The 23,820-nt window shown below is 71.9% G+C and carries 23 protein-coding genes and 2 pseudogenes; 16 read left to right on the top strand and 9 right to left on the bottom strand.

Going from position 1 to position 23,820, the window contains the following annotated elements; all coding sequences use genetic code 11:
• Window position 1: 1 nt before the first annotated feature.
• Window positions 2–331 carry a hypothetical protein gene (locus ACZ5WC_RS07320; protein WP_468539871.1) on the bottom strand — a complete coding sequence of 110 codons (330 nt, stop codon included), beginning with the start codon at window positions 329–331 and terminating at the stop codon, window positions 2–4.
• A gap of 245 nt (window positions 332–576) precedes the next feature.
• Between ACZ5WC_RS07320 and ACZ5WC_RS07315 the strand changes: the two genes are divergently transcribed.
• The 7 genes from ACZ5WC_RS07315 (at window position 577) to ACZ5WC_RS07285 (ending at window position 8,216) form a co-directional block, all read left to right on the top strand.
• Window positions 577–1,398: an arylamine N-acetyltransferase family protein gene (locus ACZ5WC_RS07315; RefSeq protein ID WP_468539870.1), complete on the top strand. Its 822-nt coding sequence runs from the start codon at window positions 577–579 to the stop codon at window positions 1,396–1,398.
• A 249-nt stretch (window positions 1,399–1,647) separates the two neighbouring features.
• Window positions 1,648–2,859: a pyridoxal phosphate-dependent aminotransferase gene (locus ACZ5WC_RS07310; RefSeq protein ID WP_468539869.1), complete on the top strand. Its 1,212-nt coding sequence runs from the start codon at window positions 1,648–1,650 to the stop codon at window positions 2,857–2,859.
• 82 nt (window positions 2,860–2,941) lie between these two features.
• Window positions 2,942–3,349 carry an SCO4983 family protein gene (locus ACZ5WC_RS07305; protein ID WP_468539868.1) on the top strand — a complete coding sequence of 136 codons (408 nt, stop codon included), beginning with the start codon at window positions 2,942–2,944 and terminating at the stop codon, window positions 3,347–3,349.
• Between the two features lie 155 nt (window positions 3,350–3,504).
• Window positions 3,505–4,635, top strand: a complete 1,131-nt coding sequence (locus tag ACZ5WC_RS07300) for a hypothetical protein (protein WP_468539867.1) — start codon at window positions 3,505–3,507, stop codon at window positions 4,633–4,635.
• An 80-nt stretch (window positions 4,636–4,715) separates the two neighbouring features.
• Complete coding sequence (locus ACZ5WC_RS07295; RefSeq protein WP_468539866.1) at window positions 4,716–5,936, top strand: toxic anion resistance protein; 1,221 nt, start codon at window positions 4,716–4,718, stop codon at window positions 5,934–5,936.
• The gene (locus ACZ5WC_RS07290) at window positions 5,933–7,576 is read left to right on the top strand and encodes a vWA domain-containing protein (RefSeq protein ID WP_468539865.1); all 1,644 of its coding nucleotides are present in this window, start codon (window positions 5,933–5,935) and stop codon (window positions 7,574–7,576) included. Before ACZ5WC_RS07295 ends, ACZ5WC_RS07290 begins: the two co-directional genes overlap by 4 nt.
• On the top strand, window positions 7,563–8,216 hold the full coding sequence (locus ACZ5WC_RS07285) for a hypothetical protein (RefSeq protein WP_468539864.1): 654 nt from the start codon (window positions 7,563–7,565) through the stop codon (window positions 8,214–8,216). Before ACZ5WC_RS07290 ends, ACZ5WC_RS07285 begins: the two co-directional genes overlap by 14 nt.
• A 160-nt stretch (window positions 8,217–8,376) precedes the next feature.
• On the opposite strand, the gene ACZ5WC_RS07280 is transcribed toward ACZ5WC_RS07285, so the two are convergent.
• Window positions 8,377–10,212, bottom strand: coding sequence for a phosphoenolpyruvate carboxykinase (GTP) (locus ACZ5WC_RS07280; protein WP_468539863.1), 1,836 nt, complete (start codon window positions 10,210–10,212; stop codon window positions 8,377–8,379).
• A 223-nt stretch (window positions 10,213–10,435) separates the two neighbouring features.
• Here ACZ5WC_RS07280 and trhA point away from each other — a divergent pair, with 223 nt between their 5' ends.
• Complete coding sequence (gene trhA / locus ACZ5WC_RS07275; protein ID WP_468539862.1) at window positions 10,436–11,134, top strand: PAQR family membrane homeostasis protein TrhA; 699 nt, start codon at window positions 10,436–10,438, stop codon at window positions 11,132–11,134.
• Window positions 11,135–11,205: 71 nt separating this feature from the next.
• Here trhA and ACZ5WC_RS07270 read toward each other — a convergent pair whose 3' ends face one another.
• The gene (locus tag ACZ5WC_RS07270) at window positions 11,206–13,227 is read right to left on the bottom strand and encodes a thioredoxin domain-containing protein (protein ID WP_468539861.1); all 2,022 of its coding nucleotides are present in this window, start codon (window positions 13,225–13,227) and stop codon (window positions 11,206–11,208) included.
• A gap of 170 nt (window positions 13,228–13,397) precedes the next feature.
• On the opposite strand from ACZ5WC_RS07270, the pseudogene ACZ5WC_RS07265 reads away from it, so the two are divergent.
• Window positions 13,398–13,559: pseudogene (locus tag ACZ5WC_RS07265) on the top strand (Uma2 family endonuclease); the annotation flags it as partial.
• A gap of 228 nt (window positions 13,560–13,787) precedes the next feature.
• Here ACZ5WC_RS07265 and ACZ5WC_RS07260 read toward each other — a convergent pair.
• The 3 genes from ACZ5WC_RS07260 to ACZ5WC_RS07250 all read right to left on the bottom strand — a co-directional run bounded on the left by ACZ5WC_RS07260 (window position 13,788) and on the right by ACZ5WC_RS07250 (window position 15,285).
• Entirely contained in the window at window positions 13,788–14,150 is a 363-nt protein-coding gene (locus tag ACZ5WC_RS07260; RefSeq protein WP_468539860.1) for an ArsR/SmtB family transcription factor, read from the bottom strand.
• A gap of 359 nt (window positions 14,151–14,509) precedes the next feature.
• Window positions 14,510–14,803, bottom strand: coding sequence for a hypothetical protein (locus tag ACZ5WC_RS07255; RefSeq protein WP_468539859.1), 294 nt, complete (start codon window positions 14,801–14,803; stop codon window positions 14,510–14,512).
• Window positions 14,804–14,913: 110 nt separating this feature from the next.
• The gene (locus ACZ5WC_RS07250) at window positions 14,914–15,285 is read right to left on the bottom strand and encodes a zinc ribbon domain-containing protein YjdM (RefSeq protein WP_468539858.1); all 372 of its coding nucleotides are present in this window, start codon (window positions 15,283–15,285) and stop codon (window positions 14,914–14,916) included.
• Window positions 15,286–15,445: 160 nt separating this feature from the next.
• Between ACZ5WC_RS07250 and ACZ5WC_RS07245 the strand changes: the two genes are divergently transcribed.
• From ACZ5WC_RS07245 to ACZ5WC_RS07230, 4 genes are read left to right on the top strand one after another with little or no spacing between them, the layout of a single operon-like run.
• Window positions 15,446–15,787: an ArsR/SmtB family transcription factor gene (locus ACZ5WC_RS07245; protein WP_468539857.1), complete on the top strand. Its 342-nt coding sequence runs from the start codon at window positions 15,446–15,448 to the stop codon at window positions 15,785–15,787.
• Window positions 15,788–15,843: 56 nt separating this feature from the next.
• Window positions 15,844–17,511, top strand: a complete 1,668-nt coding sequence (locus tag ACZ5WC_RS07240; protein ID WP_468539973.1) for a SulP family inorganic anion transporter — start codon at window positions 15,844–15,846, stop codon at window positions 17,509–17,511.
• Window positions 17,508–17,945, top strand: coding sequence for an ATP-binding protein (locus ACZ5WC_RS07235; RefSeq protein WP_468539856.1), 438 nt, complete (start codon window positions 17,508–17,510; stop codon window positions 17,943–17,945). Before ACZ5WC_RS07240 ends, ACZ5WC_RS07235 begins: the two co-directional genes overlap by 4 nt.
• A gap of 35 nt (window positions 17,946–17,980) precedes the next feature.
• Window positions 17,981–18,394 carry an anti-sigma factor antagonist gene (locus tag ACZ5WC_RS07230; protein ID WP_468539855.1) on the top strand — a complete coding sequence of 138 codons (414 nt, stop codon included), beginning with the start codon at window positions 17,981–17,983 and terminating at the stop codon, window positions 18,392–18,394.
• A 213-nt stretch (window positions 18,395–18,607) separates the two neighbouring features.
• On the opposite strand, the gene ACZ5WC_RS07225 is transcribed toward ACZ5WC_RS07230, so the two are convergent.
• Complete coding sequence (locus tag ACZ5WC_RS07225) at window positions 18,608–18,757, bottom strand: hypothetical protein (RefSeq protein WP_468539854.1); 150 nt, start codon at window positions 18,755–18,757, stop codon at window positions 18,608–18,610.
• A gap of 63 nt (window positions 18,758–18,820) precedes the next feature.
• Window positions 18,821–18,970: pseudogene (locus tag ACZ5WC_RS07220) on the bottom strand (DUF255 domain-containing protein); the annotation flags it as partial.
• A gap of 231 nt (window positions 18,971–19,201) precedes the next feature.
• On the opposite strand from ACZ5WC_RS07220, the gene ACZ5WC_RS07215 reads away from it, so the two are divergent.
• Window positions 19,202–19,768, top strand: a complete 567-nt coding sequence (locus ACZ5WC_RS07215; RefSeq protein ID WP_468539853.1) for a Uma2 family endonuclease — start codon at window positions 19,202–19,204, stop codon at window positions 19,766–19,768.
• A gap of 232 nt (window positions 19,769–20,000) precedes the next feature.
• Here the strand turns inward: ACZ5WC_RS07215 and ACZ5WC_RS07210 are convergent, their stop codons facing one another.
• On the bottom strand, window positions 20,001–20,246 hold the full coding sequence (locus tag ACZ5WC_RS07210) for a nucleotide-binding domain-containing protein (RefSeq protein WP_468539852.1): 246 nt from the start codon (window positions 20,244–20,246) through the stop codon (window positions 20,001–20,003).
• Between the two features lie 1,114 nt (window positions 20,247–21,360).
• Here ACZ5WC_RS07210 and ACZ5WC_RS07205 point away from each other — a divergent pair.
• Together ACZ5WC_RS07205 and ACZ5WC_RS07200 are read left to right on the top strand one after the other, a co-directional pair.
• Complete coding sequence (locus ACZ5WC_RS07205) at window positions 21,361–22,722, top strand: amidohydrolase family protein (RefSeq protein WP_468539851.1); 1,362 nt, start codon at window positions 21,361–21,363, stop codon at window positions 22,720–22,722.
• A 35-nt stretch (window positions 22,723–22,757) separates the two neighbouring features.
• Window positions 22,758–23,732: a TauD/TfdA dioxygenase family protein gene (locus tag ACZ5WC_RS07200; RefSeq protein ID WP_468539850.1), complete on the top strand. Its 975-nt coding sequence runs from the start codon at window positions 22,758–22,760 to the stop codon at window positions 23,730–23,732.
• Window positions 23,733–23,820 lie beyond the last annotated feature (88 nt).

Below are 23,820 nucleotides of genomic sequence, written 5' to 3'. Positions count from 1 at the left end.
GTCAGACCTTCGCCGCCGCGGCCTCCTTCGCGTACGTCACGGCCTGGAGCAGGGTCAGCCCCGGTTCGGCCCGGCGCAGGATCTTGATGGCCTCGACGGAGTCGGCAGGCCCCTCGTGCCCGGCCTCGGCCAGCCGCCGTCGCACCCAGCGGCCGCGCAGTTCCTCGTCCGGACGCTCGGCCGCGTCCTCGGCCAGGGCGAGGGCGCGTTCCAGGCCGGGCCGCTCGGCCTCCGTCGCGGTCTCCAGCGCACGGCGGAGCGCGGTGACGACGTCGGGGGCGTCGCGGAGGACGTGTACGGCGAGGGGCTGGGGCTTACGGAACAGGCTCATGGGACCACCGTTCCCCGGGCGGGTCCGGTCCGCACCGGAGTTGAGCAAGATCTGAGCCCGCCGCGCGCTCGTGACGGGCACGGAACCGCCGGGGCTCCCCGCGCCCGCGTCCGGCCCGACGTCCCGGCCCGACCTCTCGGCCCCACCGCCCGGCCTCTCGGCCCGAGGTCCCGGTCCCACCGGCCGGGCGTGTGTCGGTCCGCAGGCCGAGGTGCCGCACGGCCCCGGCTGCGTACGGTCGAGCCATGACACTCGTCCTCGACGCCTACCTCGCCCGCATCGGCTGGACCGGTGAGCCCGGGGATCTCCGTGCCACGCCGGAAGTACTGCGGTCCCTGCACCACGCCCATCTGCTGGGCATCCCGTTCGAGAACCTGGAGCCCGTGCTCGGCTCCGCGCCCTCGCTGGCGCTCGACGACCTGGAGGCGAAGCTGGTCCGCAGCGAGCGCGGCGGGTACTGCTACGAGCACAACACCCTCTTCTCCGCCGTACTGAAGCGGATCGGCTTCGGCGTGACGCCGCTGACCGCCCGGGTGCTGCTGGGCGCCGCGCCGGGCGACATCCGGCCCCGTACGCACATGCTGATGCGGGTGGACGTGCCCGGTGAGCCGCGGCCGTATCTGGCGGACGTCGGCTTCGGCGTGGTCGGGGCCCTGCTGGAGCCGATCGAGCTGGTGGAGGGCGCCGAGCTGTCCGTCGCCCCGCGCCACCACCGGCTGGTCCACGCCCCGCACGACGGCCCGCTGCCCATGTGGGAGCTCCAGGCGGAGAAGGGCGGCTCCTGGGAGGCGCAGTACGCGTTCACCCTGGAGCCGTTCGAGGCGCCGGACTACGAGGTGATCAACTGGCACATCGCGACGCACCCGCGCTCACCGTTCCGCCAGGCGGTGTACGCGAACCGCACCCGGCCCGGCGCGCACCTGTCACTGTCGGGGCTCGCCCTGGTGGAGACGGCCGACGACGGCACGGTCGAGGAGCGGCAGCTGAAGGACGGGGCCGAGGCCCTGCGCGTCCTGGCGGACGACTTCGGCGTACGGCTCCCGGAGGGGACCCGGCTGCCGGAGTGACCCCCTGCGGCCGCCCGGCCGGGGCCCGGCCGCCCCGGGGCCGCCGGACCCGCGTGGCGCATCTCACCCGCCCCGGCCGCCCACGCCCCATTCCAAGCCGCGACCCCGCCGCGACCGGGCGATCCCACGGCCCGGAGCGGCGGCGGGCATAGCGATGGAAGACGGACCGGGGCGGCGCGGCGCCCCGGAGGACGTACGGCCGGAGCAATCCCCGCGCACCGCGCGAAACGCGGCCGTAAGCTCGCGGACATGCAGGTCATCCAGTCCACGAAGCTCGCCAATGTCTGTTACGAGATCCGGGGCCCCGTGCTGGAGGAGGCGATGCGGCTGGAAGCGGCCGGTCACCGCATCCTCAAGCTCAACACGGGCAACCCCGCCGCGTTCGGGTTCGAGTGCCCGCCGGAGATCCTGGAAGACATCCTGCGCAACCTCGCGGGCGCGCACGGCTACGGCGACGCGAAGGGCCTGCTGTCCGCGCGCCGCGCGGTGATGCAGCACTACCAGACCAAGGGCATCGACCTCGATGTCGAGGACATCTACCTCGGCAACGGCGTCTCCGAGCTGATCCAGATGTCGATGCAGGCACTGCTGGACGACGGCGACGAGGTGCTCGTACCGGCCCCCGACTATCCCCTGTGGACCGCCTCGGTCTCGCTGGCGGGCGGGACGGCCGTGCACTACCGGTGCGACGAGCAGGCCGACTGGATGCCGGACCTGGCCGACATCGAGCGGAAGATCACCGACCGCACCAAGGCCCTGGTGATCATCAACCCGAACAACCCCACCGGCGCGGTGTACGACGACGAGATGCTGCGCGGTCTCACCGAGATCGCCCGGCGGCACAACCTCGTCGTGTGCTCCGACGAGATCTACGACCGCATCCTCTACGACGGCGCGACGCACACTCCGACGGCGACGCTGGCCCCGGATCTGATGGTGCTGACCTTCAACGGTCTTTCGAAGAACTACCGGGTGGCGGGCTACCGCTCCGGGTGGCTGGCCGTCTGCGGTCCGAAGGCGCACGCCACCTCGTACATCGAAGGGCTGACGATCCTCGCCAACATGCGGCTCTGCGCCAACATGCCCTCGCAGCACGCCGTGGCCACCGCTCTCGGCGGGCGCCAGTCCATCGAGGACCTGGTCCTGCCGGGCGGCCGGATTCTGGAGCAGCGGGACGTGGCGTACGACCTGCTGACCTCGATCCCCGGCGTGACCTGCGTGAAGCCGAAGGGGGCGCTGTACCTCTTCCCGCGGCTCGACCCCAGGGTCTACAAGATCAAGGACGACCGGCAGATGGTCCTGGACCTGCTGCGGGCCGAGAAGATCATGGTCGTGCAGGGCACCGGCTTCAACTGGCCCGAGCCCGATCACTTCCGGATCGTCACGCTGCCGACGGCCGAGGACCTGACCGACGCCGTGACGAGGATCGGCACCTTCCTGGACGGTTACGGACAGCCGTAGCGCGATCACTCTCCCGGACCGCACACAACTTTAGACTCATTCCAAGGTAGGATGGTCCCTACGCACCACCGGGAGGCCATCCATGTACGAGCCGATCCGCAGCGCTTCGGTCCACACACCGACCGACGGCGCGGACTTTCCGCACCGCAGCCGCGAGGAGGAGCTGGACATCCAGCTCGCCGGACATCTCGCCGCGCTCCTCGCGGTCACGGACGAGCTGGGCCTCGCCGAGGCGGGCGACCGTATCGCCGAGCAGGTGGCCCGGCTGCGCGGCGCCCCGCCGGCCCGGCACGCCGGGCTGACCGACGCCGCCCCCGCCGACCTCCACCGCCGCGCCCACGCCCTCGCGGGCCGCGCGCTGGTCGTGGCCGCGTCGCGCGCGGACACGACCGCCGCCATCCTCGCCGCCGAGCGGATGGACGCCCACACCGCGGCTCTCGCCGCCACCGCCGGGCCCGCCCCCTCGGGGCAGCTGGTCGGCGCCCACTGACGGCCTCGGTCCGCGTGCCGCGAAGGCGCGCGGACCGGGTGCCATACCGGTCACCGCAGGGCCCGCGCCGGGCGCCGCCGCGGTGACCGCCGATCCCGGCCGTTGCGTACTGGGATGCCCCCTTCATCTGCCGTACACCCGGCACAGCCCGGAATGTGGGTTTCCGCGAGCACGCTGCGCGGGTGAGACGCATCGTGGGAATCGTCCTGGCGGTCCTGTTGGCGGTCGGCGTGGCAGCCGCCGTCGCAGCGGGCCGAAACAACGGGGACAGCGGCACGGCGACGACGACCGTGCGAGGAGTGATCGGGTCGGAGAAGGCCGAGTTCTTCGCCGACCCCGACACCGTGAAGGCCCTCGCGGCCAAGGGATACACCGTCCGGGCCGAGACCTCCGGGTCCTGGGCCATGGACCGGCTCCCCCTCAAGGGGTACGACTTCGCCTTCCCCGGCTCCAAGGCCCCGGCCGATGAGCTGCTCCGCGGGTCCGGGAACCGGGGCGGCCCGCTGCGGCCGTTCTACTCACCGCTCGTCGTCGTCGCCCACCGCAACGCGGCCGAGGTCCTCGCGGACAACGGTTTGGCCCGGCTGCGGGCCGACGGCGGCTCGAAGTTCACCACCCGGGGCACGCTGCTCATGGGCCCCTATCTGGCGGCGGCCGAGGACGACCGGACCTGGCAGCAGCTCAAGGGAGCGGCCGGACATGCCGAGTTGAGCGGCACGGTGTTCATCACGAGCACCGACCCGGTGGCCTCCAACTCCGGCGCCCTCTACCTCGCCGCCGCCTCCTACGTCGCCGACGGCGGCCGGGTGGCGGCGGACGCCCGGGCCGTCGAACGTACGGCACCGCTGATGCGCAAGCTCGTCCAGGTGCAGGGCGCCCAGCAGACCGGCAGCGACGCGCCCTTCCGGGACTTCATCAGCGGGGTCGGCAACCCGCTCGCCCTGGTCTACGAGTCGCAAGTGGCCTCGCTTCTGATGCACAGCCAGCCACAGGAGGTCGGCGACCTCGTCGTCCTCTACCCGGACACCACGGTCTCCAGCGACCACACCCTCGTCCCGCTGACCGCCCGGGGGCGGGAGCTCGGCGAGCTGCTGGCCGCCGACCCGGCACTGCGGAAGCTCGCGGTACGGCACGGCTTCCGGCCCCAGGGCGCGGCGGCCGAGTTCATCGCCGCCACCGCGGACCACACCGCGTACATCGACCAGCGGCTGACCGGCGTACGGCAGGCGCCCGTGCCCACAGCGGAGGTGCTGCGCCGGATGGCCCACCGGGCCCGCGGCCGATGAGCCGGCCGTCCGCGCCGCGGCCTGCCCCCGTCAACCGATCCGGCCCCGCACCGGAACCCTCAGCCCAGGAGACCCCTGCCATGCCCCAGGACGCCGGACCCCCGGGCCCCCGACTGCCGTACGATCCGCCGACCACCCCGCTCGTGCTCACCCCGCCCGAGCCCGTCGCAGCCGTCCGGCCCGAGCAGGCCGCCGGGCTCGTCCCGGTCGACGACGCGGTGCGCGAGGAGATGGCCCGGCGGGCCGAGGAGTACGTGGGCTCCCTCACCGGACTCGACAGCCGGTCACCGGAGTTCAGCGCCCGGGTGGGCGAGATCGCGGCGCTCGGGCAGGGTGACATCCGGGGCGCCGCCCAGCAGTCCAACCGGATGCTCGACCGCACCGTCCGTTCGCTCGCCTCCGGCGAGGGCGACGCCCCCGCCCGCGTCGGCGCCTCGCTGGTGGAGCTGCGCCGCACGGTGGAGGACCTCGATCCGCGCGACGCACCGGGGCGCGGGCCCCGCCGGCTGCTGTCCCGGCTGCCCGGCGGGAACCGGCTGCGCGACCACGTGGCGAAGTACGCCTCCGCCCGCGGGACCCTCGACCGGATCGTCGGCTCCCTCCGCAGCGGCCAGGACGAACTGCGGCGCGACAACGCCGCGTTGCACACCGAGCGCACCCGGCTCTGGGACACCATGGGCAAGCTCCAGGAGTACGCGGTCCTCACCGAGGCCCTGGACGGCGTCGTGGAACGGCGCGTCGCGGAGGCCGAGGCGGCGGGCGACCCGGTACGGGCCGACGCGCTGCGGGCCGACGTCCTCTTCCCCGTACGGCAGAAGCACCAGGACCTGCTGACCCAGATCGCGGTCTGCGCGCAGGGCTACCTGGCGATGGACGTCGTACGGCGCAACAACGACGAGCTGATCAAGGGCGTCGACCGGGCGGCCACCACGACCCTGTCCGCGCTGCGGATCGCCGTGATGCTCTCCTCCGCCCTGGAGAACCAGCGCCGGGTGACCGAGCAGGTGCGGGTGCTGCGCTCGACCACGGAGGAGCTGATCCGGGGCAACGCGGAGATGCTGGCCACGCAGAGCGGGGAGATCCAGCGCCTCGCGGCCGAACCGGCCGTCGGCGTCGAGACGCTGCGTACGGCGTTCGGGCAGATCTACGCGACGCTGGACGCCATCGACACGTACCGGGCGCGGGCGACCGGGGCGATGGCCGCCACCGTGGAGGCGCTCACCTCCGAACTCCAGGAGGCGGGGACGCGGTTGGACCGCAGCCGGACCACGGACGCGACGCTGGAAGGGGGCCGCTCGTGAGACGCCTCCCGAAGCGCGCCCCACGGCCCGGGCGGGCCCCGCGCTCCCTCGCCCCGCTGCTGGCCGCTCTCCTGCTGGTCCCGCTCGCCGCCTGCACGGACGGCGGCGCGGGGAGCGGCCGGGGCGCCGACGGTGACGGGCGGCCGGGTACCGGGGGGACGGGCCCGGCCGCGGGCACGATCCGGGTGCTGGCGTCCAGCGAACTCAGCGACATGAAACCCCTGCTGGAGGAGGCCCGCAAGGCGACCGGGATCACCGTGCGGCCCACCTGGTCCGGCACGCTGGAGGCGGTCGAGCGGCTGGCGTCCGGCTCGGCGGACAGGGACTTCGACGCGGTGTGGCTGTCGTCCAACGACTATCTGCGGCTGCGCCCGGAGGCCGCCCGGGCGGTCGCCTCCGAGACCCCGCTGATGACCTCCCCGGTGGCCCTCGGGGTGCGGCCCGCGGCGGTGCGGCGGCTCGGCTGGGACCCGGAGCGGGTCAGCTGGGCGCAGGTCCACCGGGCGGTCGCCGCCGGGGACCTGACGTACGGGATGACCGACCCCAAGCGTTCCAACTCCGGTTTCTCCGCACTGATATCGGTGACGTCCGGGCTCTCCGGCGCACAAGCGGCGCTCACCGACGCCGATGTCCGGCGCGCGGGGCCGAAGCTGAAGGAGTTCTTCGCGGGGCAGCGCCTCACCTCCGGCTCCTCGGGGTGGCTGGCCTCCGCTTACGCCCGGCGCTCCACCGTGGACGCGCTGATCAACTACGAGTCGGTGCTGCTCTCGCTGAACCGGGACAGCGGCGCCGGGCTGACGGTGATCCGCCCCCGGGACGGCGTGGTGACCGCCGACTATCCGCTCAGCACGCTCAGCGGGGCCGCACCCGCCGCGCGGGACGCCGTACGGACCCTGACCGAGCACCTCAGATCCGCCCCCGTGCAGCGGGAGATCACCGAGCGGACGCTGCGTCGCCCGGTCGTCGCCGCCGCGCGCCCGGCCGACCCGCTCTCGCACGAGCAGCGCCGCGAGCTGCCCTTCCCCGGTTCGCGGTCGGTCGCGGACGGGCTGCTGTCGGCGTACGAGCACCGGCTGCGGCGCCCCTCCCGGACGGTGTACGTCCTGGACACCTCCGGTTCGATGAAGGGCGAGCGGCTGGCCCGGCTCAAGTCCGCGCTGGCCGGGCTGACCGGGGATTTCCGTCAGCGGGAGGAGGTCACGCTGCTGCCGTTCGGCTCCACGGTCAAGCGGGTCCGCACGCACACCGTGGACCCGGCGGACCCGAAGGCGGGCCCGGCGGCGATCCGGGCGGACACCGCCGCGCTGACCGCCGAGGGGAACACGGCGATCTACTCGTCGCTGACCGCCGCCTACGACCACCTGGGCCCGGACACCGAGTCCGCGTTCACCTCCATCGTGCTGATGACGGACGGCGAGAACACGGCGGGCCGGTCGGCGGCCGACTTCACCGCGTTCTACCGGGCCCTGCCCGAGGCCCGGCAGGCCAGCCCCGTCTTCCCGGTGGTGTTCGGCGACTCCGACCGCTCCGAGCTGGACGCGATCGCCGCACTGACCGGCGGGCGGCTGTTCGACGGGACGAAGGAACGGGGTCCGGGGTCTTTGGACGGGGCGTTCGAGGAGATCCGTGGCTACCAGTAGAACGACGGCGGCGGGCCGGGCCCTCGCGTATCTGGAATCGACCCGGAACCTCACCGGCAGCGCCGCCGCCCTCGTCGGGCTGGCCCTCACCTTCACCGGGGTCGCGGGCCCCTACTGGCCGGTGGTGGTCGGCGGGCTGTACGGGGCGGGCGCGCTGCTCGCCCCGCCGTCCCGGCCGCCCGCCCCGGAGTTCGAGGAGCCGTCGTCCCGGCTGGACGAGCTGCGGGCCGACCTCGCGACCCTGCGGGCCTATCTGGACCGGGTGGACCTGCCGCCCGCCGGACGGGACCGGCTGACCGAGTTGACCGGCCTGCTGGACGGGCTGCTGGCCCCGGGCTGGGTCTCCGACGCGCTGGCGGAGGACCCGGAGGGCGTGCACGTACTGGCGCGGGCGGTGCGCCGGGACGTACCGGAGTCGGTGGACGCGTTCGTACGGACCCGGTGGTGGACGCGGCTCACGCCGGGCGCGCGGGGTCCCGAGGAGGAGCTGGAGCGACAGGTGGCGCTGCTGCACGCGGAGGCGCAGGCGCTGGTGGACGGGTTGCGTGAGACGGAGGAACTGCGCCAGCGGTCCCACACGAAGTATCTGGAGGACCGGGGCGGGGGCGTTCCGCCGGTCGGACGGCCCCCGGAACCGTGAGGGGGTTCCGGGGGCCGGGAGGGTGTCCTCGGTCGGGGACAACGCCTCCGGGGGCTGTCGGCGACGACAGGCCCCGATACCGCGGCGGGCCGAGTCGGCCCCACAGGTCAGGGCGGATGTCCGATGGACCCGGCCGCGGGGTTCTGGAGGAGTACCGGGCTCAGCCCAGGCGCGCGACGAGCGCGTGGTACTCGTCCCACAGCTCCTTGGGCGTGTGGTCGCCGAAGGTGTTGAGGTGCTCGGGGACCAGGGCGGCCTCCTCGCGCCAGACCTTCTTGTCGACCGTGAGCAGGAAGTCGAGGTCGGCCTCGGAGAGGTCCAGGCCCTCGGTGTCCAGCGCGCCCTTGGCGGGCAGGATGCCGATCGGGGTCTCGACACCCTCGGCCTTGCCCTCCAGGCGCTCCACGATCCACTTGAGCACGCGGCTGTTCTCGCCGAAGCCGGGCCAGACGAACTTGCCCGCCTCGTTCTTGCGGAACCAGTTCACGTAGTAGATCTTCGGCAGCTTCGACTGGTCTGGCTTGTCGGCGCCGACCTTCACCCAGTGGTTCATGTAGTCGCCCATGTTGTAGCCGCAGAACGGCAGCATGGCGAACGGGTCGCGGCGCAGCTCGCCGACCCTGCCCTCGGCGGCGGCGGTCTTCTCGGAGGCGACGTTGGCGCCGAGGAAGACGCCGTGCTGCCAGTCGAAGGACTCGGTGACCAGCGGTACGGCGGAGGCCCGGCGGCCGCCGAAGAGGATCGCGGAGATCGGCACGCCCTTGGGGTCCTCCCACTCGGGCGCGATGATCGGGCACTGTCCTGCGGGGACGGTGAAGCGGGCGTTGGGGTGGGCGGCGGGCGTGCCGGACTCGGGGGTCCAGTCGTTGCCCTTCCAGTCCGTGAGGTGCGCGGGCGCCTCCTCGGTCATGCCCTCCCACCAGACGTCGCCGTCGTCGGTGAGCGCGACGTTGGTGAAGACGGAGTTGCCCCACATGGTCTTCATGGCGTTGGCGTTGGTGTGCTCGCCGGTGCCGGGCGCGACGCCGAAGAAGCCTGCCTCGGGGTTGATCGCGTAGAGGCGGCCGTCCTCGCCGAACCGCATCCAGGCGATGTCGTCGCCGATGGTCTCCACGGTCCAGCCGGGGATGGTCGGCTCCAGCATGGCGAGGTTGGTCTTGCCGCAGGCGGACGGGAAGGCGGCCGCGATGTACTTGGGGGCCTCGGCCTCACCGCTCGGCGGCGTGAGCTTCAGGATGAGCATGTGCTCGGCGAGCCAGCCCTCGTCGCGGGCCATGACGGAGGCGATGCGCAGGGCGTAGCACTTCTTGCCGAGCAGGGCGTTGCCGCCGTAGCCGGAGCCGTACGACCAGATCTCGCGGTCCTCGGGGAAGTGCGAGATGTACTTGGTCGAGTTGCACGGCCAGGGGACGTCCTGCTCGCCTTCGGCCAGGGGGGCGCCGAGCGTGTGGACGGCCTTGACGAAGAAGCCGTCGGTGCCGAGCTCGTCCAGGACGGCCTGGCCCATGCGGGTCATGGTGCGCATGGAGACGGCGACGTACGCGGAGTCGGTGATCTCGACGCCGATCGCGGAGAGCGGCGAGCCGACGGGCCCCATGCAGAAGGGCACGACGTACATGGTGCGCCCGCGCATGGACCCGCGGAAGACACCGTCCCGGCCGGTGAAGATCTCCCGCATCTCGGCGGGGTCCTTCCAGTGGTTGGTCGGCCCCGCGTCCTTCTCCTCCTTGGAGCAGATGAACGTACGGTCCTCGACGCGGGCGACGTCGGTGGGGTCGGAGGCGGCGTAGTACGAGTTCGGCCGCTTGGCCTCGTCCAGCTTGGTGAACGTGCCCTTGGCGACGAGCTCCCCGCACAGGCGCTCGTACTCGGCCTCGGAGCCGTCGCACCAGACGACCCGGTCCGGCTGGGTGATGGCTGCGATCTCGTCGACCCAGGAGACCAGCTCCTGGTGGTGGGTGGGGACAGTGAGGGGAGCCGCGATGTCGCGCGCCACGATCGCTCCTAGATGAGGGTGTCAGTTGGGTTGAGGCCCCGTGGGGGCTGCGACCCGGATGCTTCGTACCCTTCGAATTCCCCTGGCGCTCATCCGGTGCCGACTGCACTCATTTGATCATCCGACCGTTCCGCCCATATGTCCAGGGGGCCTCACACGTGAGCATCACCACTCACCAGATCCCCATATCCGTTACCTACGGTTGCGTAGGTAACATGCCGACATGACTGACGCCGCCGCTAGCGCCGCGACCCCGGGCCCCGTCGCACTCGACCCTGCCTCCGTCCCCGTCAAGCCGAGAATGCGCGGCTGGCTGCACGCCGGAATGTTCCCCGCGGTGCTGATCTCCGGAATCACTCTGATCGCCCTGACCGACAGCACGATGGGCCGGATCGCCTGCACGGTCTACGTCCTCAGCGCCTGTCTGCTGTTCGGGGTCAGCGCGGTCTACCACCGCGGCACCTGGGGACCGCGCGGCGAGGCAGTGCTGCGCCGTCTGGACCACGCGAACATCTTCCTGATCATCGCGGGCACCTACACCCCGCTGACCCTGCTCCTGCTCCCCGAGTCGACCGCCCGGCCCCTGCTGTGGGCGGTCTGGGCGGCCGCGGCGGCGGGCATCGCCTTCCGGGTCCTCTGGGTCGGCGCGCCGCGCTGGCTCTACACCCCGTGCTACATCGCGATGGGCTGGGCGGCGGTCTTCTTCCTGCCCGACTTCATGCGGACGGGCGGGATCGCGGTGCTGGTCCTCGTCATCGTCGGCGGGCTGCTCTACAGCGCGGGCGGCGTGATCTACGGGATCAAGAAGCCGAACCCGTCGCCGCGCTGGTTCGGCTTCCACGAGGTGTTCCACTCGCTGACGCTGGCGGCGTTCGTCACGCACTACGTGGGCATCTCGCTGGTGGCGTACCAGCACGGATAGGCACGGTGGACACGGGTGAGGGGCCGGTCGCACGCGGCGACCGGCCCCTCACCGCTGCCTGCGGGCGGCCCTCACCCGCCCAGCTTCGCCGCCAGCTCCCCCGCGTCCGTCGTCGGCGCGTCGCAGACGAAGTGCCGGCAGACGTACGCGGTCGGCTCCCCGTCCACCAGCGGCCGGTCCACGAGCAGGGGGAACTCGGCCCCCGCTCCCGGCCCCTCCCCCGCCGCGACGACCGCACCCGGGGCCCGGCCCAGCAGCGCCGTACGGTGCAGCTCACCGCCGACCGGCCCGGCGACGGCCACCTCGCGGGGCCCGTCGAGCAGCGCTTCGGCGACCGCGAGGCCCCAGCCGATGAAGCGGGGCGCACGCGGGCCGAGCGCCTTCACCACTCCGAGCGCGCCCTCGGCGGCGGTGCGGTGGGCATCGGACCCGGTGTACGCGGCGTAGCCGAGGAGCGCCCCCGCTGCCGCTGTCCACCCGGCCGGGGTGGCACTGTCGGTGGGGTCCTGGGGCCGGCGGATGAGCTGCTCGGCATCGTGGGCGGTGTCGTAGAGCTGCCCGCCTTCGCCGGTGAACTGCTCCAGCACGATGTCCAGCAGGAACCCGGCGAACTCCAGCCAGACGCCCTCGCCCGTCACCGCCGCCAGCGCGAGGAAGCCCTCGGCCACATCGCCGTAGTCCTCCAGCACCCCGGCATTGTCGCCCGCGCGCCCGTCCCTGGAGGTGCGGGTCAGCCGGGCCACCTCGCCGAGGTGGACCCGGACCAGCAGATCGGCGGCCTCGGTGGCCCGCTCGACGAGGTCGGGCCGGTCGAAGTACGCCCCGGTCTCGGCGAGCGCGGCGATGGCGAGCCCGTTCCAGGCGGCGACCACCTTGTCGTCCCGCCCCGGGCGCGGGCGCTGCTCACGGGCGGCGAGCAGCCGGGCCCGTACGTCCGCGACCCGAGCGGCGTCCACGGGCCCCGAGTCCCCCGGCAGCCGCAGGACGGAGGCCCCCTCCTCGAAGGTCCCCTTCTCCGTCACCCCGAAGCAGGCGGCGGCGAAGGCGGCATCCTCCTCGCCGAGCACCTCGCGCAACTGCTCCGGCGTCCACACGTAGAACGCGCCCTCGACGTGCCTGCCGTCCGCGTCCTCACTGTCGGCGTCGAGCGCGGAGGCGAAGCCACCTTCGGCCGTCCGCAGCTCCCGCACCATGAAGTCGGCGGTCTCCAGGGCGATCCGCCTGGCCTCCTCCGACCCGGTGGTGCGCCAGAGATGGGCGTACACGCGGCAGAGCAGCGCGTTGTCGTACAGCATCTTCTCGAAGTGGGGCACGATCCACTCCCGGTCCACGGAGTACCGTGCGAACCCGCCGCCGAGCTGGTCGTAGATCCCGCCCCGGGCCATCGCCGAGCAGGTGTCGGCGGCCATCTGGAGGGCCCCCTCGGCCCCGGTACGGGCGTAGTGCCGCAGCAGGAACTCGACGGCCATGGACGGCGGGAACTTGGGCGCGCCCCCGAACCCGCCGTGCTGCTCGTCGTACTCCCGGGTCAGCCCGAGCAACGCCTGCGCGGTCTCCTGCTCCCCGGGCACCCCGTCCCCGGCGTGCACCAGCGACCGCCCCGCCAGGTCGGCGACGATCCGCCCGGCAACCTCGGCGACCTCCTCACGCCGGTCGCTCCACGCGGCCACCACGCCTTCGAGGACCTGGTGGAAGGAGGGCGACCCGTGCCGGGGCTCGGGCGGGAAGTAGGTCCCGAAGTAGAAGGGTTCGGCGTCGGGCGTGAGGAAAACGGTCATCGGCCACCCACCGTGCCCGGTGGCCGCCTGAACGGCTTCCATGTAGACGGCGTCGACGTCGGGCCGCTCCTCCCGGTCGACCTTCACCGGGACGAAGTGCGCGTTGAGATAGGCGGCCACGGTGTCGTCCTCGAACGATTCGTGGGCCATGACGTGGCACCAATGGCAACTGGCATACCCGACGCTGAGCAGCACGGGCACATCCCGCTTCCTGGCCTCCTCGAACGCCTCGGGCGACCAGGGCCACCAGTCGACGGGATTGTCGGCGTGCTGGAGGAGGTACGGGGAGGTGGTCTGCGTAAGTCGGTTGGCCATACCCCAATCCTCGCGCACCCGCCTCCAGGACACCCGCGCGCCACGGGGCGAGGCGGGAAGGGCAGGTGGGACCGGGGTGCGCTGCCGAAGTCGGGCAGCCCGGCATCGGCGGACAGTAGGCTGGCTCCAGCAGCGCCGGACCTGCCGAGGCCTCTCGAAGGAGGTACACCATGACTGCTGAGATGGTGGTGCCCGCGTGGATGCATACGCAGATCAGCGCGGAGCAGTACGACTCCTGGCCCGAGGAGCAGTGCGCCGGCACCCTGGCACTACTTGACGCAGCGGTTGAGTCCGGTGGACTACGACCCTGCCGACGGGCCCGCCTGCCGGCACGTCGACGAGCGGATGATTCAGGCCTGCACCGCGTCCTCGCGGTCCGGGACGGCTCCCCGATCACCCCACACCACGCCACCGCACATCTCGTGGCCTACGCGCGCGGCCTCGGCCGGGCGGTCGAGGTGCTCTGGCCTACGAGCGCCGAGCACCGCACCTCGTGAGGGTGACCGCCTTCCGCCGCCCCTGAGGTGCTGTCCATCGGGTGAGCGGGAGGCGGCCACCGGTCAATGGCCCGCTCGCGGCGGGGGCGCCGACGTCTGCTGCTCCGCACGGAGGTCGCCGAGGAGCCTGGCCTGGTCGGCCAGCACGCCCGAGAGGATCTCGCGGGCCACCCGGAGCAGTTCCGCCACTCGCGGGCTGGCCAGGGAGTAGTGGACGGTGGAGCCTTCCTTGCGAGTGACCACCAGGTTGGCGCGGCGCAGGACGGCGAGCTGCTGTGACAGGTGTGCCGGTTCGACGCCGACCTCGGGCAGCATCTCGGATACCGCGTGCTCGCGCTCGGCCAGCAGCTCCAGCACGCGGATGCGCGCCGGATGCCCCAGCGTCTTGAAGAAGTCGGCCTTGAGCTGGTACAGCGGCGCGCTCACGGTGCGGGCCCCTCCTCGTCGACGGCCGCTGCCGACCGTACGCCTTCCATGGACACCGGCCATCCTGACGTAGAACCCGGCAGACACGAATCTGCCTAATTACTAAGATTGGCAAATCATAAAGGCTGAGGAGGGAGACTTCGGTGCGTGTTCCGCGAAGGTCCGGAACGGACCACTCCCTGCTGAAGTACCCGTCCCGCCGGTTGAAACCCCTGCGGGCGGCGGCCCTGAGCGCGGACGCCCTGCGCGGCGGCACCGCTGCCGCACGCCGAACCTCCGCATAGCCGCACGCAGAGGCCCATGCCGGAGCGGCTCGCTCAGCGTCCCTCGCCCGGCGCCAGGCGGAAGCCGGTCACGGTCTACGGAGTGATCCGGAGCAAGGTGTCATGCGGTCCGTGGACCCAGCCGCCCAGGGTGCGGCGGTAGTGGGCGGCCTCGTGCTGCTCGGCGATCTCCGTCGCGGGGCCCATGACGGTGATCGACCAGCCGGGGACGGCGGAGCCAGGGAGATCGTCCACCTGGTAGGTGACCGTCGGCGAAACGGACGCCGCCTGTACCGGTGCGCGGACGACGAGATGGCCGTGCGTCCAGGTGTGCGGCAGGCCGTACGGCAGGCTCGCCGCGACGCAGCAGGACGAGGCGGCCTCGCGCACTCCCCTCCAGGAGCCACAGCGCTTCCGCGCCCGGCATCTCCACCAGACGTCCGGTCGTCATCCGTACCTCTCCTCGCCCTGCCCGCCTCCGTGTGGCGATAGCCGCCGCGTCAGCCCTTCTTGACCACGCTCGACTTGAGCTGCATATTGCCGAAACCCTCGATGCGACAGTCGATGTCGTGGCCGTCGACCCCGTCGACCACGCGGATGTTGCGGACCTTCGTGCCGGCCTTGATGCCGTTCGGGCTGCCCTTGACCTTCAAGGTCTTCACCACGGTCACGGTGTCACCGTCGGCGAGGACGTTGCCGACGGAGTCCTTGACGACCTTCTCGCCCGCGCCGTCGGCGGTCGTGTCACCAGCGGCGGCAGGCTCCCACTCGTGGCCGCACTCGGGGCAGACGAGCAAGGCGCCCATCTCGTATGTGTAGGTGCCGGAGCACTCGGGGCAGGGCGGCAGCTGGTTCTCGGCGTTCTCGGCCACTGGGGAAGGTCCGTTCCACTTCATCGGTCTGGGAAGGTCCATAATTGCATAATTCTGCAGTTCGTTAGATGCTCTAGTGCCCGTGCCCGTGGGTAGCCGCGAGCACGGCGCCCAGCCCGCGCCGCGATGACGGGGCTCGACGACGAGGAGGGTCAGGGACGTGCCGGTTCCGCTGTACCAGGCGAAGGCCGAGTTCTTCCGGATGCTGGGACACCCGGTCCGTATCCGTGTGCTAGAGCTGCTCCAGAACGGGCCGATGCCGGTACGTGATCTCCTGACGGAGATCGATGTCGAGGCGCCGGCGCTCTCACAGCAGCTGGCCGTCCTGCGCCGGTCCGGGATCGTGACCGCCAGCCGCGACGGGGCGACCGTGATCTACACCTTGGCGGGCGGAGACGTCACCGATCTGATGCAGGCCGCGCGCCGGATCCTCACCCAGATGCTCACCGGCCAGAACGAGCTTCTCACCGAGCTTCTGGGGGCCGAGGCGGCCGAGCGGTGAGCGCGCCGTGGAAGCGGCTGCGTTCCCTGCTGCCCACCCGCGCCGACGCCGCCGCCATGGGCCGCAACCCCCGGCGCGACCTGCTCGCCGGCCTCACGGTCGCCATCGTCGCCCTGCCGCTGGCCCTCGGCTTCGGTGAGACCTCCGGGCTCGGTGCCGAGGCCGGGCTCGCGACCGCCGTCGTCGCGGGCGCGTTGGCCGCCGTCTTCGGAGGATCCAACCTCCAGGTGTCCGGCCCGACCGGGGCCATGACGGTCGTCCTCGTCCCCATCGTCGCCCAGCACGGTCCGAGTGGCGTACTGACCGTCGGCCTGCTCGCGGGCCTCATCTGCGTCGGCCTGGCCCTGGTACGGGTCGGCCGCTCCATGGCCTACATCCCCGCCTCGGTCGTGGAGGGCTTCACGCTGGGGATCGCGCTCGTCATCGGCCTCCAGCAGGTACCGAACGCCCTCGGTGTCCCCAAACCCGAGGGCGAGCGGGTCCTGGAGGTGACGTGGCACGCCGTCGAGGAGTTCGTCCAGGCCCCTAACTGGACGGCCCTCGGGCTCGCCCTGGGCGTCGCCGCCCTCATGCTCGGCGGCGCCCGGTGGCGGCCCGCGATCCCCTTCTCGATCCTCGCGGTGATCGCCGCCACGATCGTGGCCCAGGTTTTCCACTTGGACGCGGCCAAGCCGATCGGCGAGCTGCCTTCCGGGCTTCCCGCCCCGTCCCTCTCCTTCCTCGACCTTTCCGCGCTGGGTTCCCTGATCGTCCCGGCCGTCGCGGTCGCGGCGCTCGCCGCCCTGGAGTCCCTTCTGTCAGCGCAGGTCGCCGACAGCATGACCGTCGGGCAGGGGCACGACCCGGACCGGGAGCTGTTCGGACAGGGCCTGGCGAACATCGCCGCCCCGTTGTTCGGCGGCGTCCCGGCGACCGGCGCCATCGCCCGTACCGCCGTCAACGTCCGTACCGGAGCCTCCTCCCGGCTCGCCGCGCTCACCCACGCGGCGATCCTCACCGTGATCGTCTTCGCCGCCGCCCCGCTCGTGTCGAAGATCCCGCTCGCCGCCCTGGCCGGCGTCCTCCTCGCCACGGCCGTGCGGATGATCGAGGTCGGCTCGCTGCGCGCCATGGCGAAGGCCACCCGCTCCGACGCCGTCGTCCTCGTCCTCACCGCCGTCGCCACGCTCGCGCTCGACCTCGTGTACGCGGTGCTCATCGGCATGGCCGTCGCGGGCGCCCTCGCACTGCGGGCCGTGGCCATGCAGGCCCGCATGGACCAGGTGGACTTCCGGCCCGACCTGTCCGGCGAGCACAGCGACGAGGAGCACGCGCTGCTGGCCGCGTACATCGTCGCGTACCGGATCGACGGCCCGCTGTTCTTCGCCGCCGCGCACCGCTTCCTGCTCGAACTGTCGGAGGTCGCGGACGTCCGAGTGGTCATCCTGCGCATGTCGCGGGTTACGACGATGGACGCCACCGGCGCAATGGTCCTCAAGGACGCCGTCGAGAAGCTCGACCGGCGCGGCATCGCCGTCATGACCTCAGGCATCAGGCCGGGTCAGCGGCAGGTCCTCGCCTCCGTCGGCGCGCTCGACCTGCTGCGGTACGAGGGCCGGGAGTACGCCACGATGCCCGAGGCCATCGCGGGCGCGCGGAGCCATCTCCAGACGACCGGGGTCCTCGCCTCAGTGCCCCCGCAGAAATCCACAACTCCCCAGAGCACACGGGCGGAAACACGGTGAGCGCCGCGCCGGAAGTACTGCCGCACCGCCACGTCCTCACCGCGCCGACAGTCCCGGCCTCGGTGCGCCTGGCGCGCGAGACCGCAGAGACGACGTACGCGTCGTGGGGCATCGGCACGGCCCATCCCGCCATGGGGCCAGCCCTGTTGATCCTCAGGGAGCTGGTCACCAACAGCATCCGGCACGCCGCCGTGGCCTCCCCGAGCCTGACGGTGACGTTCGCGGCCGGCGAGGACACGCTCGCGTTCGCTGTCCACGACCGACACCCGTACCACCCCGGTGTCGTCCCCGTCGCGGGCCACACGGGCGGCCTTCTCACCGTCGCCGAGGTGCTGGCGGAGCAGGGCGGCACGTTGGCGCTGAGGCGGGACGCGGACGGTGGCGGCAAGAGCGTGTGGATCACCCTCCCCCTGCGAGATTCCCCGAATCCCTGAATCCCTGAATCCCCTGTGAGAACGAAGGCGAGCCCATGACCATCGAGTGGCGATACACCGTCCGGGAAGACCTGGGTGTTCTGTCCCTGGCCGGGTTCCTCGGCGCCAAGGCCGTCGACCGGTTCGCCGGCGCGGTCGGCTGGGCCCTGGCGCGCGGCACCGGTCCGGTCATCCTGGACCTGACGAGCCTGCGCGGCTGGTCGGTCGGCGGCCAGCTCGCAGTCGCCGCGGCCGCACGGCGGCTGGCCGCCGAAGACCGCCCTCTCGAACTCGCCGCCATCCCCGCGGACGGGTCCCTCGTCCCCGACAGCTGCCAGCCGCCCATCGTCGTCCACTGCGACCTGCCGACCGCGCTCGCCGCCCACGGCGCCGGTACGGACGGGCAGCGCGAGTGGTGCAGCGACGAGTGGCCCGGCACCCGCAGGCCTACCGAGCGCCCGGTCGCGTAACGGCCTTCGCGGACAGACTCCTCGTTGTCCGCGGTGGCCCAGTCGCCGGCGGGCTGACACGTCCTGGCCGGCAACGGGTCCGCCTCCGCCGTCAGCGTCGCGGCGGCACGTATCAGACTCGCGCCGATCGATTACCGGCAGTGCCGTGCAAGAGGGCGGCTCGGCCCCACGCACAGCACTACGGTGTCGGCTGCGGCCTGTGGCTCCGTGCTCCTACTCCTCGGCGGCGACAGCGGGTGCGCCGCCCTCCAGGAGTTGGCGGATGCCGACGAACTTCTCGGGCCCCCACTCGGGCGAAGCGGCCAGCTCGGCCTCCACCCAGGCGTCGATGCTTGTGTTCAGTTCCTCGTCGTACGTATCCATGCGGCTGCCTTCTGACAACGCCCCAGGTCGTGACTATCCGGTTGTTCACATGCACTGGCATCAATGGCACGCAGAGTATCCGACTGACAACAGAACGGGTGCATCGCGCCGTTTCGCTTCCTCGAACGCCTCCGGTCCCCACGGCCACCAGTCGACCGGGTTGTCGGCATGCTGAAGCAGGTAAGGCGAGGTCACACCAGCCAACCGGTTCATACGACCCAGCCTCTCACGCCGACACGGCCCTGCCGGTTCGGCCCGCAAGCCCCCGCCCTACTTGGCTGATTCGCACTCATGCGCCATCACGTGGTGAATACGGATCGCCCCTTCTGCGCCCAGGTCGCCCTGCGGACGCTGGAGGTTCTGCCCCGCACCAAAGCCGGGGCCCGGCTGGAAGCGGGCAGTACGCTGAGTCGAGCAGCACCGCATCCTCGAAGGAGGTACTCCATGGCCGCCGAGATGGTGGTGCCCGCGTGGATGCACACGCAGATCAGCGCGGAACAGTACGACTCCTGGTCCGAGGAGCAGTGCGCCGGCATCGAGATCGTGGACGGGATGGTCGTCGTGAGCCCGAGCGCCTCCAAGCGGCACAACCGGCCGGCTCGGCTCCTGGCCAACGCCCTGGACGCCGCCGCGGGCCCGGACTGGAACGCCGACACGGACTTCGACGTCCGCCTGCAGGACGTACCGCTCACCAACCGCCGTCCGGACGTCACCGTCTACCGGGCGGAGACCATCGACCTCACGCCCACCCGTCCCGAGCACTTACTCCTGGTCGTCGAAGTCGTGTCGCCCGGTTCGGAGACCACCGACCGGATCGCAAAGGTGGACCAGTACGCCAAAACCGGCATCCCCTTCTACTGGCGCATCGAGCAGGCCGCCACCGGCGTTCCGATCGTCTACACCTACGTCCTCGACCCAGCCACCAGGGCCTACCGGGACGGCGAGGTGTTCGCCGGCGCCGTGAAGGCCACCGCGCCATTCCCTGTCACGGTCGACCTTGGGGCCCTGTGAGCAACGAGGAATCGCCCGCACCCTCGACGCCTCCGACGCCCTGTGGGCTGAGACGTGTCCGCAACCGGGAGCCTCTGGGCGGCGGCCCCCAGCTCGGCCCGGACCCGTCGTAGGCGGTCCGGGGGGAGGTGCAGAGCTTCAACCAGATGCCGACCTGCACGTTCTCGCCGGGGACGAGCCGCGTGGGGAGCCGCCCCCGCTTCATGCCCGTCACTCTGATGGCGTGGCGTCGTCAGCGGATCACTACGTCGTGGTGATCGCTGGCGACGACCTTGCCGTCCTTGACGATCCATACCTCCACGTAATGCCGACCCCGATACCTGGTGCGCTCATGGATCCGTGGTCCGCGCCCTGGCGTGATCTGACCACCAAAGCCGTGGGCATTCTCGGCGTCCGGTCCGTGGTTGAGCCGGCGCATCCGGGCGGCCAGCTCGAACAGGAGGTCGTTGCGGCCGATGTCGATCTCGGAGCAGACCATCCAGATCCGGGTGACGCCGCGGTCGGCCAGGAACGCTGCACCTCCACCGGTACGTGGACCGCCGGCTCCGGGCCTGGGACACGCTCGGCGCCGTAGAAGTCCAAGAGGTCCCGCAGGACGTCCTCTGTGTACTCGGGGTGGTCGGCGGGGGGCAGGAAGACCGGGGGTTGATCGTGAAGCCTCCGGCGGAGCGGTGGGCGAGGTTGGCGATCCCGTCCAGGCCGCGCCCGGCCAGTACGCCGTCCAGGCGGCCCAGCACCTCGTCCGGCTCGCCGACCACGCCGAAGTCCGGCCTCAGCCGTTCCGACAGGGGCGCGGCCTGGGAGGTGAAGCCGAAGCCGCCGACCAACACCGGTGTGTCCGTCAAGTCCCGGATCGGGTCGATCAGTTGCTCGGTCTCGTGGACCAGCCAGTAGCTGTTGCGGCGCACCGGCCAGGTCGGCGTCGGCGTAGTTCCGGATGAAGATGGAGTCCAACTGGCGCAGGTGGATACCGATGAGGCTCGGATCGGTGCGTTCCAGCGCCGCGCCGAGCACCGACCTCCACTCGGACTTGGGGGTGCGCAGCAGGTCCAGGCGGGCGGTGCCGCGGCCGTGGCGCGCGGTCACCGCCGAGACCTGGACGAAGGCGTAGGGGTGGATGGGGAAGTGCCGGGTAGTTCGAGGCGCCGAGCAGCAGCAGGTCCGTACGCTGCTGCCGCGCGGTCGCCGAGATTGCGTCCGACACGAGGTGGATAGTTACATACCGTCAGTTGAGTCCACCAGCGCGCGTCCACGCCTCTGGTGTCCGGATCGCCACACTCGGCGATGCAGCCACTCTTGACCCGAGCATGCTGTCGGCAACAATGGAGAGCGCGCGGCCGCCGATCACCAACTTCCTTGGCCAACCGATGAGTTCGCGTACCACTTCCTCACCGTCGCACCCGCGCCGCCCCTCCGCCCGGGCCCGCCGCGGCGGCTCTTTCGCGTTGAGAGGAGTGCATTCGTGACCGCTCCCGCACTCTCGGCCGACTCGCACGTCGTCGAACCCGTGCACCTGTGGGCCGAGGGGCTGGAACGCCGGTTCCGCGACCGCGCGCCCCGGGTCTCCTGGAACGCCGAACGGCGCGGAGGCGGTGCTGGAGGCGGCCCGCACGGGCGGCAGCGACCCGGCCGCGCGCCTGAAGGGCATGGCCTGGACGGCGTCGCCGGAGAGGTGCTCCACCCCAGCTTGGCCCTCCACCTGTTTCTGGCTCCCGGACGGCGAGTTCCAGCGCGCCTGCTTCCGCGCCTACAACGACTGGCTCGCGGACTACGTCCGCCACGCACCCGAGCGGTTGGTGGGCCTCGGCCTGATCTCGCTCCGGGACACCGAGGAGGCCGTAAGGGAACTGCGCCGCTGCCGCGCACTCGGCCTCAAGGGAGCGGCGGTCTGGGCTTCCGCCCCCGCCCAGCGGGACTTCGGCGGCGAGGCCAACGCCCCGTTCTGGCGGGAGGCCCAGGACCTGGGCATGCCCGTCTCGATGCACTGCCTCAGCGGCTACCGGGACAGCCCGAAGCTCTTCGACTACGCCAACCCGCTGGGGCGCATCCGCCGCAACATGGGCTACCCGGAGGAACTCCAGCACACCCTCACCGACCTGATCTTCTCCGGCGTCCTGCAACGCTTCCCGGAGCTGCAGGTCGTGCCGGCCGAGAACGACATCGGCTGGATCGCCGACCACCTGCTGCACGCCGACCGCATCTACGACAGACTCGGCCCGGCCCTGCGCACCGACCTCACCATGGCCCCCAGCGCCTCCTTCGCCCGCCAGGTGCACGCCACCCTCACCGAGAACGAGGTCGGCGTGCTCACCATGCGCTGGGAGATCGTCGACCAGGTACACGCGCTCTACCGGGCGCTCCCCGCCGGCTTCGGCGCCCCGGTGCGCCACCTCGGCGCGCCGATCGACAACCTCGCCGCCTCACCGCGCGCCCGCTTCGGCGACGACCTCGTCATGCACCACCTCACCGGCAACGCCTCCCGGCCGCACGGAGTCCGGTACACCGTGCAGCGGCTGCGCGAGCACGGCATCCGGTACTTCGGCTTCGACCGGGTGCACTGGAAGGACTACGGTCTCATCCGCGCCCACGAGTTCTACGACCTGCGCTACAACAGCTTCTTCGACCACCCGCCCACTCCGCTCTACGACGCCAAGGTCACCATGGCCTGGCCGTTCTGGGACAAGACCCGGCAGTACTACCCGGACGAGGTCCGGGGCCTCTTCCCGCACACCGCGATCGTCACCCCCGACGGCTTCGACCTGCCCGACGGCAGCCGGATCGGCCTGGACGAGTACTGCGCGCTGGGCCAGGGCAAGCGCCGCTCCTACGTATACGTCTTCGACGGCGGCAACGTGCACGCCGTCGCACCCAGCGCCGCCGAAGGCATCCGCCGCACCGTGGCGCTGTGGATGACCGGGCCCCTCGACGACCACACCGTCCTGCAGTGGGCCTGACCGGGCACGCCGAGCGACCGGAGGGAAAGAACCGCATGGCGGAAGCACAGCCGGACGGCCCCGGGATCGACATCCGGCGGGTCGCGGGACACATCGGCGCCGAGATCGCCGGAGTCGACCTCGGCAAGCCCCTATCGGAACCGACGATCAGCACCATCCGCGCGGCGCTGCTGCGCCACAAGGTGATCTTCTTCCGCGGCCAACGGCTCGGCCATGCCGAACACATCGCCTTCGGCCGGCGCCTCGGCGAACTGACGCGGCGCCCGGGCCGCAAGCACGGCGTGCACCCGGACGGGTACCCCGAGATCCTCACCGTCGACCCGGAGGTCGAGGACACCCGCTACGGGCAGCGCTTCGAGGAGCGCCTGCGGCCGAAGGCTCTGACCCCGCACTCCGGCTGGCACGTCGACCTGGCCGCCGCCGTCAACCCGCCGGCCATCTCCGTCCTGCGGGCCGAGGTGATCCCGCCGTGCGGCGGTGACACCCAGTGGACCAACCTGGTCGCCGCCTACCAGGGCCTCTCCGAACCGCTGCGCGCGCTCGCCGACGGACTGCGCGCCGAACACGGACTGTACGCCGCCAGCCGCCTGCTGCTGTCCGACAAGGACGACGTGGAGGTCCTGCGCCGGCTCACCGAGGACACCCTGCTCTCCGTCCACCCGGTGGTCCGGGTCCACCCCGAAACCGGCGAGCGGGCCCTGTTCGTTCCACCCGCCTCGGTCACCCACCTGACCGGCCTGCTGCCCTGGGAGAGCCGGCACCTGCTGGAGATCTTCCACGGACACGTCGGCCGGCCCGAACACACCGTCCGCTGGCGCTGGGCGCCCGGCGACATCGCCATCTGGGACAACCGCGCCGTCGCCCACCTGCAACCGTCCGACCTCGACCACACCGACCACCGCCGCACCCTCTATCGGGTGACCGTCCTCGGCGACCGCCCGGTCGGCCCGGACGGCTTCACCTCCGAGACCGTCCACGGCGAACCGCTCACCGCGTACCGGGCACCCTGACGTGGCGCGGTGCCCGACCTCCGGCGCCGCCATCACCCGCTCCGGCTGAGCGCTTCGCGTCCCCTCCACCCCACGCCGGGCCGCGAGC

It is taken from the genome of Streptomyces sp. NPDC033165, from assembly GCF_055577965.1.
This window is presented reverse-complemented; position numbering and strand designations above follow the sequence as displayed.